Source organism: Flavobacterium sp. LHD-80 (assembly GCF_030929605.1).
In the GTDB taxonomy this organism is placed as follows: domain Bacteria; phylum Bacteroidota; class Bacteroidia; order Flavobacteriales; family Flavobacteriaceae; genus Flavobacterium.
On the sequence record NZ_JAVFVS010000007.1, the window covers coordinates 144,920 to 155,366 of the forward strand.

The following is a 10,447-nucleotide window of genomic DNA, read 5'->3' on the forward strand; positions in this document are numbered from 1 at the left end:
TTTTTTGGCTCATACAATTTGGGGGGCGGTTTGGGTTTGATTATTAAGATGAAAACGGAAGATTTAGTAGGTTTTAAAGCTTCAGCGTTTTTGTTTGTATTTGATTGTTTTGAGGTTATATATAAAAATCCGACAACTTATGCTGTCGGATTTTTAATTGTTTGTTTGGAAGTTTTAATTGAAAATAATCTTTTTAGAAACTGTAAAATCATTTTCTAAAGTAACTTTTACAATTAAAACCTGATTACTTGACTGTAAGTTTGAAACTTGTAATTCGTTAGAATCAATTTTTGTTTTGTTGTAAAGCAATTTTCCTGAAATATCATAAACATTTACTTCCTTCAAGTTTTCATTAGATGAAAGCACTTTTACTGTTTTCTCTTTTATAGAAACCAAAACTCCGTTTTCGATATTTTCGAAGTCGCCTGTTCCTAATGATTTATTAGTATAGCGTAAAACGAAACGATCGGTAAAGGTTCCTATTGCCGTTGTAAAGGTATAGTTGCTTTCGGTCAAATCGTGGATTTTACCTGTAGTTTTATCTTCAAGATACATTTTCTGCGTCTGCATATTCCCATCAGTCTTGCTGATTGCAATTGTAAAGTCTCCAGCAATTGCAGAACGATATCCTAACGGAACAACGTCAGTATCTACGAACGGCAACGCACGTCCTTGAATTGCCAATTTCGTAGTTCCATTTATAGTGTAAAAATCTAAATACTGATTTCCGTCAAAAGTTTGTCCATCGTATCTGGTATCATAAGAATTGGTCGCTCCTTCAGCATAGGCAAGAAGCAATTGTTTGAAAGCACCTTGGGTATTTGTCATATTTAGCCATAAACGGTGTTTCTCTAAAGCAGCCGTTTTGTTACTTTTTCCAGGTTTAAAGAATTGACCATTCAACGGTTTTCCGTCTGTTCCTAATCCTCCAGCTCGCATGTCATTGGTAAAGGTGATGGTTCCGTTTGTCTGAACACCAGCAAAGAAACCTTGTCCTGCTCCAATAAATCCGGTAGGCTCACTGTTGTTGTTTCCTGGTATCGAACCCGATCCCGCTGGAGTACCAACTCCTGTACCACCGCTTAAGTTGTACACGGCATAATCATCATCTCCATATTCGTAAGCACCGCCTAAAACCACTGGTTTATTATGTGTCCAGAAATAAAGTGTTCCAGTCAAATTAGGATTGCCAGTTATAAAATCGTCAGCAGATAAGGCAGATGGATATGGATTTCCAACTAGATAAAATTTATTACCTGTCATCACTTCGCTCGTAATATCACCATTTATAGGAGTTCCGGTAAAAGTTGCCTCAAAATCACTTCGCACCGTATTTGAAGTTCCTTCTGGACCACGAATGATATAACCTTTACCCTCAACCATAATAGTAGTTCCCGGCTTATAAATCCACCCAGAACCGTTATGAGCATACATTTTTGATGGATCTGTTAAAGGTGAAACAGCTCCCAAAAGCATATTATAAACTGGTGTTGACCAATACACATAATCTGCCTGACGGATTTGAGTACTTTTACGTTTGTATTTAATACTTCCTGTATTTATAGTTTTGCTCGTTGTAGTCTGCATTAAACTTGAATTATTCTCAAAAATTAATTGACTTCCAGGAACAACATGTACTCCATTTGCAACGGTTAATGTTTTTCCACCATCTACTGTCACAACTGCATCATTGCTTACTGTTACAGAACAATAGGTTTGATTGGTTGTTATATTATAGTTAGCTGCAAAAATAACAGGATCGGTTGAAGTTGGATTAGTTCCATATGACCAATTAGTACCGTTCCAAGTATTGATGCCGATTACAGCCGGTGTTGTTGAATATGTAACAGCACATCCATTGTCGACAGCAAATCGGTACGATCCCGGAGCTAGTCCTGAAATTGTAGATGAAGAGAAAGAAATTCTAGTTGTAGTTGTCCCATCATTTACAAGCAAAAACCCTGAAGCAGGCAAGCCGCTTAATACAACGCTTCCTGTTGCTGTATTACAATTTGGTTGTACAATTGTCGTTACCGATGGTGCTACAAAATTTTGATTTACCTTAAGCGTTATGTTTAAACTAGTTGAACAAGTATTTCCATTTGTAATTGTCATTACTCCTGTATAGGTTCCTGCGACAGTACCAGCAGGAACAGTAATTCCGGTTACAGATCCTCCGCCTCCAGCAAAAGTAAAAGGTGTAGAAGCTTGATCCGCTAATGATGCCCAATCAATACTGTAACTTGTAGCATTTCCTGTTGAACCTGTATATGCTAATTCTGTAGTTTGAGATGCTGAACTGGCGCAAACTTCAGTTACTAGTGCTGGAGTTGCAGCTGTTGTTATTGTTGGCAATGCGTTTACTATAAATGCTCCAGAGATTGCACTCGTTGCCGAGCCACAAGTTCCTGATACTACACAGTAATAATACAATGTTGTTGCAACTCCCGACTGAGGTGTATAAATAGCTGTATTTGCTCCGTTTGAAGTTCCAAGAGGTGTTCCTCCTGATGTGCTTGGTGCAGTATTGCTGTACCATTGATAGGTCAGAGTTGCACCTGTAGCAGTTACAGAAATCGAATTAAATGGAGTTCCCATGCATCTTGTTTGCGTACCCGTAGACTGGTTGCTGATTGCTGTATTGGCGTTTACGATAAAAGTACCTGAAACTGCACTTGTTACTGTGCCACATTGGCCTCTTACAACACAGTAATAGTAAAGTGTTCCTGTTGTTGCAGAAAGTGGGGTGTAAGTATTGCTTGTTGCACCAGTTATTAAAGTTGGGTTTGACATATTGCTTTGAGCACTACTATACCATTGATAACGAAGAGTAGCTTCATTGTTAATTGTAGTACCTACTGCAGTAACAGAGATAGGCGTAAATGCAGTACCCCTGCATACTGTCTGCCCAGCTGTTGATTGAGCTGTAATTGCAGTTGTTGCGTCAATGTCAATTGCACTGTAAATTGATGTGTCAGTACAGGTTCCATTATCAACTACAACACGGTATTGTCTAGTTGATCCTGGGATTGATGTTGGGGTATAGCTAGTTTGTCCGGCAGTACCTAGAATATCCTGATAGTTTGTGTTGTTTCCATCACTATATTGCCATTTTAAAATTACTGATGTATCAGGATATCTTACATTGCGATCAGCGTAAGTATTAAATGTTAATGTTGGTAATGTTTCGCCAGGGCAAATGTGTTTTCCTCCATTAACTTGACCTTTATCTAAAATTACGATTTCTGTAGTATAAGTAGCCGGTGTAGAAGCACTGCATCCAGAAGGGTTTGTATAGTTAACACTCACTGTTTTTGATCCTACAGTTAACCATTCAATTACAATGTAATTATCAGTAGCCGTACCTCTGTCAATAATTTTATAATCTGTATTAAGTACTCCTGAAACAGACCAAGCATAGTTAGACTTTCCGGTTTGAGTAGCATATGTTATATGTCTATTTGCACAGGTTTTCGCTTGCGTTGCAGTAGTAAATGTTGGAGCAGCGTTTACAGTTATGGTTCCTGTTGCATTGACAGATCCACAACCACCAGTCAAAGGAACGCTATAAGAAAAAGTTCCTGAAACTGATGGTGAACCGCTTATTGTTATGGTATTAGATGCCCACGATGCTGAAACTCCAGCTGGCAAACCGTTTGCTCCTGATACACCATTATTAGATATTCCGGTAGCTCCAACTGTAGCAATTGTAACTGCTGTCATTGCAGTACCAATACATGCAGTTGGATTTGATGAAGGCGTTGCCGCGGTATTATTAGCCGTCACAGTAATAGTTCCGGTAGCGTTTGCTGTGCCACAAGTTCCTCCATTTAAAGGAACGCTATAATTGTATGTTCCTGCAGCCGATGGTGTTCCTGTTATTGTGATTGTATTATTACTAAAGCTAGCTGTAACATTAGGAGGTAAAAATGTAGGTGTTCCTATTCCTGTAAATCCCGTAGTGGTATGAGTAATTGTGGTTAAAGGAGTATTAATACAAACAGTTGGGGTAGATGATGGAGATCCCACAGTTCCACCTGTAATTGTTAAATCTTTAAACGTTGATGAACCACAACCACCGCCATTTTGTGTAGTAAAAACTACTCGAACAGTTCCTGCGCTTACTCCGGTAACCACGCCAGATGTTGATATCGTAGCGGATCCAGTTCGGTTAAATATAGACCAAGATCCATTTGCTGGGTTACTGCCACTAATTGTGAATGTTGTAGTACTTCCTACACAAAGTGTTGTTGCTCCGCCTGAAATTGTTCCAGGTGTCGAAGAGCCATCTCCTAAAATATTAAATGTTATGGTATCAGAATTTGGACTTGCTCCACATAAGTTTCTTGATCTTACTCGATAGTAGTAGATGCCTCCATATTGTAAACCTGATATAGTCCATGCTTGCACATTTCCAACATCTTTATTGTTATAACCTGGCAGAAAATTAGTAAATGTATTATCTAATGCAACGTCTAAATAATAACCATCAACCGACTCATTGTTCCATTGTGCAATCCATGTTCTATCACATTGAAAATAACCATTTTGAATTGCCGGTTTTCCTTTTGAGGCAATAACTCTCAATTGGTTCGAAGTTGTTGAAAGAGTGGTAGAGCAGCTTGAACTAACAATTTTAGTAACTGTGATGCTTCCAGTAGCAGTTACTCCAATAGCCGATACGTCCCCTGTAAATGTACCTGTTCCTGCAGAAGTCACAGTCAATGAAGCAGTTTTTTTTGTGTTGGAATCGTAAATGTAATATTCAACTGTATAAGTCCCGACTGGTAAACCTTGAGCAGTAGAAGTAAGTGTAACTGTTGATTGTCTACCAACTTCACATGCATCAGATGCAGTTATAGTGTTTATTGAATAAGTTGGGCAACTATATGTAATTGTTACTTGTCCATTTCCTCCATTTCCTCCTAAACCATTAACGGATGATCTAGCTGCGCCGCCGCCGCCGCCGCCGCCTGGATTTGTTCCTGCTCCTCCGTTTCCTCCATTGTTGCCAATTGCTCCAGATCCTCCGATTCCTGTGTTTCCACTATTTCCTCCATTTCCACCATTACTGCTACTACTCGCTGCAGCTGAGTTGCTTAAACCATCTGATCCATTTGAAATTGATCCGCCACTACCAGTGCCTCCTGTACCTCCAGAAACAATTGCATTTTGAACGGCTTTTTTTCCTCCTGAGCCTCCGTTTGCGACTAAATTTGTGCCAGAAACGGTGCTTAATGTTGTATTGCCACCGTTTGCTCCAGTATCTGTTGTCCCTGTTGCTCCTGCACCAACGGAATAAGTAATTATTTCTCCAGGAGTTACGGTAATTGTTTTAGATACGTATGCACCACCGCCACCACCTGAACCTCCATCTTTATTAATTACTGAACCTCCTCCTGCGCCTCCTGCGCCCCATATTTGTAAGGTGACGCTTGTAACCCCGCTAGGTACAGTCCAAGTTTTTGATGTTCCTGGTGTCGAATCGGTAAATGTTTGTCCGAAAGAAAAGAATGAAATTAAAAAAAATAAAAAACTTAAAAGTAATTTTCGAATCATATTAAATCGTGGCATTTAATTTTTAAAAACTGTTTTTTTTATTTTGTTTTGTTTAACGTTCGTATACCACCATATATTAAAAAAGGCAACACCAAAAAGAAGCCAAGTAGTCATGTTAAGTGGTTTCAATCAGGATGTTATGCTGGCATAGGAATTAACCTAGCAAAGATATATACATCTACGAGTTTCGAAAAAAGATGGTTTTAGAAAGGCCGATTAATCGATGAAATGTTTAAATTAATCGTTGAAATGCATGTCAAAAATGCTAAATTTGTGGAAATTCCTATAAAAAGCTAAAATTTAATATAAGAAAAATCGCAACATAGAAGATGAAATTGCTAAGTTTTTGCAATTTTACGCTGGAAAACGTCGACTATGCTATCGAATTCGCAACAAAATGACATTTGTATAGGAAAGTATTTTCTGATAAATAACTTGTTTATGAAGAAGTTATAAAGATTTAATTTGTGAGAAAAAAGGAAATTATTCTCGCTCCAGCTCTTTTGCTTTTTCATAAACAAAATTGCTTTCATAGCCACGACGCATAAGATAGTCGCAGAACTTTTTTCTTTTCTTTAGTAGATTTTTTTCTTGCAAACTGTTCCAGCATTTTTCAGAAAGCTCATTAAAAGTAATTTCATATTCTTCATTTGAAATTTCTTTTAATGCCAAGTTGATGTTTGTTGAAGATATATTACGAAGTTTTAATTCATTTGTAATCCTGATTTTTCCCCAAGATTTCATGCGATGTTTTCCTCTTGCAAAAGAACAGGCAAAACGAGTTTCATTCAAAAAATTCCCTTCAATTAGTTGAACTACAATAAGATCAATTTCATCTGTTGTCATTTTTAGACTGTATAATTTTGAAACCACTTCATCATGACAGCGCTCTTGATAGGCACAAAAGTGTTCTAGTTTCTGTAAAGCTTCTTTTGGAGTGCAAATTGAATTCATGTGTTTTTTCTTATATTTTAACTATAAATGCTAAAAATAGTCATTTTGATGTTAAATTTTATGATAATTTTCTTCGTTTTCTCAGAAATAAAATCGTTAAAATGTTGTGTGTGTGCGGAAAAATGTTGTGTGTGTGCGGAATTATAATATTTTTGTACGATAATATCACAGGTTTGATCTTGCTTGAAAAACAGGATTTTAGCCTTTTATATTTAAGTTTTAAAAGCCAAAATTAAAGTATTGCCCCAAATTTGCAATGCAGTTTTGTTTCTTTTTAACGCCAAAAACAAATTTAATACCACGCCCCATATGATTCGAAAACTACTTTTGTTCGTTCGTTCTTTATTTTTAAATTTTTCTACTTCTTCTAAAGAAAGATCTTTTAACCTGAGTTTGAGGATGCTTTGTTTGGGGATGTTTTTTGTTGTTTCGTTTGCTAATGCAGCGACAAGATATTCTGTTGTAACAGTAGGAGATTGGAATGCAATATCAACTTGGAGTGCAACTTCGGGAGGTACGGGTGGTGCTTCGGTACCTGTTGCTGGTGATATTGTTTATATTCAAAATGGTCACACAATTACCGTTACAGCTGCAGCCGCATGTGGTTCAATTAATTTTACTGGAGCATCTGCAACACTGACAGTTAATTCCGGATTTACTTTAACTGTTTCAACCGCTTCTGGTGGTACAGGAATATTAGCTTTAAATTCTTTAGCGGGAGCTTCAAGTGCTGCAATAATATCTGGTTTGGGTACTATATCAGTGAATACTGTATCAACAGGTACATCGGTTTCTCCAACAGCAACAGCAACTACGACATTAACAACAACAATTTCAAATCTAACAATTTCTGGAGATTTAGATATTATAAGTAGTAGAAGTGGTAGTGGTACAAATAATGCAACTTTTAATCAGACTAGTGGGAATGTTACTGTAAATGGTGTTATTGATCCAATTACTGCTAATAATTCTGCATCAAATGCAAATATTGTTCTTGGAAATTCTAACCCAACATTATTTTTGGGAGGTGCAACACCGTTTGATGTTACAGGGAATAATGGAGTTTTTAATACAAATTTTACGGCAAGCGGATCTACCGTTAATTATAACCGTAATAATGTTCAAGCGGCTCGAGTTACTATCTATGATAATTTAACCCTTTCAGGAACAAGTTTGAAAACTTTTGCTACAGCACCAACGGTCAATAATGTTCTTTCTATGGAAGGCAGTGCAACAATTTCAGTTGCACCAACTTATGGAACATCAGCTACTTTACAATATAATACAGCAACTGCTCGTGCGGCTGGTGCAGAATGGATCAATACTTTTGTAGCATCTGGAGGAGTAGTTATTGCGAGTACAGGAACAATTGCATTGAATGCAGCTAAGGCATTTAGTTCTGGTGTGCCTTTAACTATAAATAATGGCTCGACATTATCAACTAGTAGTAACAACTATGCTTTAGATTTTGCGGGTGATTTTATCAATAACGGTGGTACATTTGCAGGAGGAAGTTCAGCAATTACAATATCTGGTGCAGGCCTCCAAAGCATTGGTAGTTTTTCCACAACAGGTGGAATAACAATGTCAAAAACAACAGGAGCAATAGCAACATTAACAGGCAGTGTAACTGCAGGTAGCTTAACGATAGATGGGTCAGGAGGTAGATTAAGTCTCGGTAGTGGTTTGACACATACGATTACTGGAAATTGGGTGAGAAACCAAGGTACACTAAATGGAGGTTCTAGTACATTAAGAATTGGAGGAAATATAACGGGCACGGGTAGTACTTTTACCGCCGAGAGTAGTACTGTTGAGTTTTATAGAACGGGAAATCAGAGTTTGGGTGGTGCAGAAATAACTTACAATAATTTAACACTTTCAGGTTCTGGAACAAAAACTTTAGGAGCGACTACAACAGTAAGCAATACTTGGTCAATAGTTTCACCTGTTCAAGCCAATCTTGGAAATTTTATAAAACACGGAGCAAAAACACTATTATTGCACGGTTCAGGACCTGTTTCGGGTTCATGGGGATCAACAACGTCAGCAGCGACGAATAAAAATGACACTTATTTTATAGCTGGAGCCGGAATTACAGGTATAATTAACGTTAGTTCTTTAATAGATAATAACTACGCCGCATATAATAATTCGACGTCTAATTTATTCGCTTCGGTTGGTGAAAATACTGGTCCTTTAACACTTACAGCTCCAGATGGATATGTTTTTATAAATACAAAATTTGCTAGTTACGGTACTCCTGGAGGAACAGCTCCTAATTATACCATTGGTGGTTGTCATGCTACAAATAGCCGTTCGGTAACTACAGGACTATTAGGGAATACAACTGCAAATATTCCGGGTACGGGTGTTGCTTTTAATACTGCTTTTGGAGATCCATGTTCAGGAACAATCAAAACCTATAGTATTGTGGCTACTTATGCATTGCCTATTTGTTCGAATACTAGTCCAGGTATAATAACTGGTTCTATTCCAACAGGAGGAAATGGTACTTCTTATACTTATTTATGGGAACAAAGTACGAATGTAAATGGACCTTATACAACTGTTACAGGTACAAGTAACGCCAAAGACTATACGCCAGGTAATCTTACGACAACTACTTATTATAGAAGAACAGTAACCTCAGGAATTTATACAGACGCTACTATAGTTATTGTCCCAGTTATATCTGCCCCAACTACGGCTCCAACAATTTCACTTAATTGTTCTACATTATCAGTTCCTGCGTCAACAACACCAGGTACCTATGTGGAATGGTTTTCAACATGTGGAGGGACGGTACTGGCTACAGGAGTTACTTACAATCCTCCATCTACAGGAACTTACTATGCTCGTTATACAAATACTTGCGGATCGAGTCTATGTGGTAGTAGAGCTTATACATTTAGTTCAAATTCGGTAGTCATTACACCCACTAGTCCTATCTCAATTTGTTCAGGGACTTCTGGAAATTCAACAGTAAATTTACCTTACACGTCTACTGGTACTAGTGGCACGAGCACATATACTATAATTTGGACGCCTAATGGTTACCTTATTGATGTTTTTGACAGAGCTTTATCTAGTAGTCCTATTGTATTAGATGTTCCAGATAATGCACCAGCAGGAACTTATACCGGCACTATAAAAGTAAAAACCGCAGCAGGATGTGTTAGTGCGCCTAAAACATTTACACTTACTATTGGTAAAGTGGCTGGTACAGCGTCATCAACACCAACACTTTGTATTAATACTACATTAACAGCAATTACGCATGCTACTACAAATGCAACGGGAATAGGAACTCCAACAGGATTGCCAGCTGGAGTTACGGCAGCTTGGGCATCGAATGTGATAACTATCAGCGGAACACCAACGGCATCTGGAACCTTTGCTTATACAATTCCTTTAACAGGCCCTTGTATTGGGTCTGCTGATGCTACAGGAACAATTACGGTCAACCAAGCTCCGTCAGCATTGAGCTACAGTACTCCGACAGCGGTCTACTGCTACAATACACCTATTACGTCAAATACAGCTACAATCACGCCTGGTACTCCAGCGCCTGCATATACTGTTAGTCCTGCTCTTCCGGGCGGTCTTTCATTGGACGGGTCAACCGGAACAATTTCTGGTACTCCTACGGGAAGTTCGGCTGCAGCAAATTATGTAATCACTGCGACCAATTCTTGCGGCAGTACAACAGCAACGGTAAATATTACGGTAAACCGAGCTCCGTCAGCATTGAGCTACAGTACTCCGACAGCGGTCTACTGCTACAATACACCTATTACATCAAATACAGTTACAATCACGCCTGGTACTCCTGCACCTGCATATACTGTGAGCCCTGCTCTTCCGGGCGGTCTTTCATTGGACGGGTCAACCGGAGCAATTTCTGGTACTCCTACAGGGACTTCAGTTGCAG

3 protein-coding genes are annotated in these 10,447 nt (G+C 38.4%); 1 reads left to right on the top strand and 2 read right to left on the bottom strand.

Going from position 1 to position 10,447, the window contains the following annotated elements; all coding sequences use genetic code 11:
* Window positions 1-174 precede the first annotated feature (174 nt).
* Together RB619_RS11495 and RB619_RS11500 are read right to left on the bottom strand one after the other, a co-directional pair.
* A complete protein-coding gene (locus tag RB619_RS11495) occupies window positions 175-5,574 on the bottom strand; it encodes a T9SS sorting signal type C domain-containing protein (protein ID WP_308097513.1) in 5,400 nt (1,799 codons plus the stop codon).
* 468 nt (window positions 5,575-6,042) lie between these two features.
* A complete protein-coding gene (locus tag RB619_RS11500; RefSeq protein ID WP_308097515.1) occupies window positions 6,043-6,513 on the bottom strand; it encodes a regulatory protein RecX in 471 nt (156 codons plus the stop codon).
* A gap of 309 nt (window positions 6,514-6,822) precedes the next feature.
* Here RB619_RS11500 and RB619_RS11505 point away from each other — a divergent pair.
* Window positions 6,823-10,447: putative Ig domain-containing protein (locus tag RB619_RS11505; protein ID WP_308097517.1), on the top strand; the 3,625-nt coding region annotated here is incomplete at its 3' end.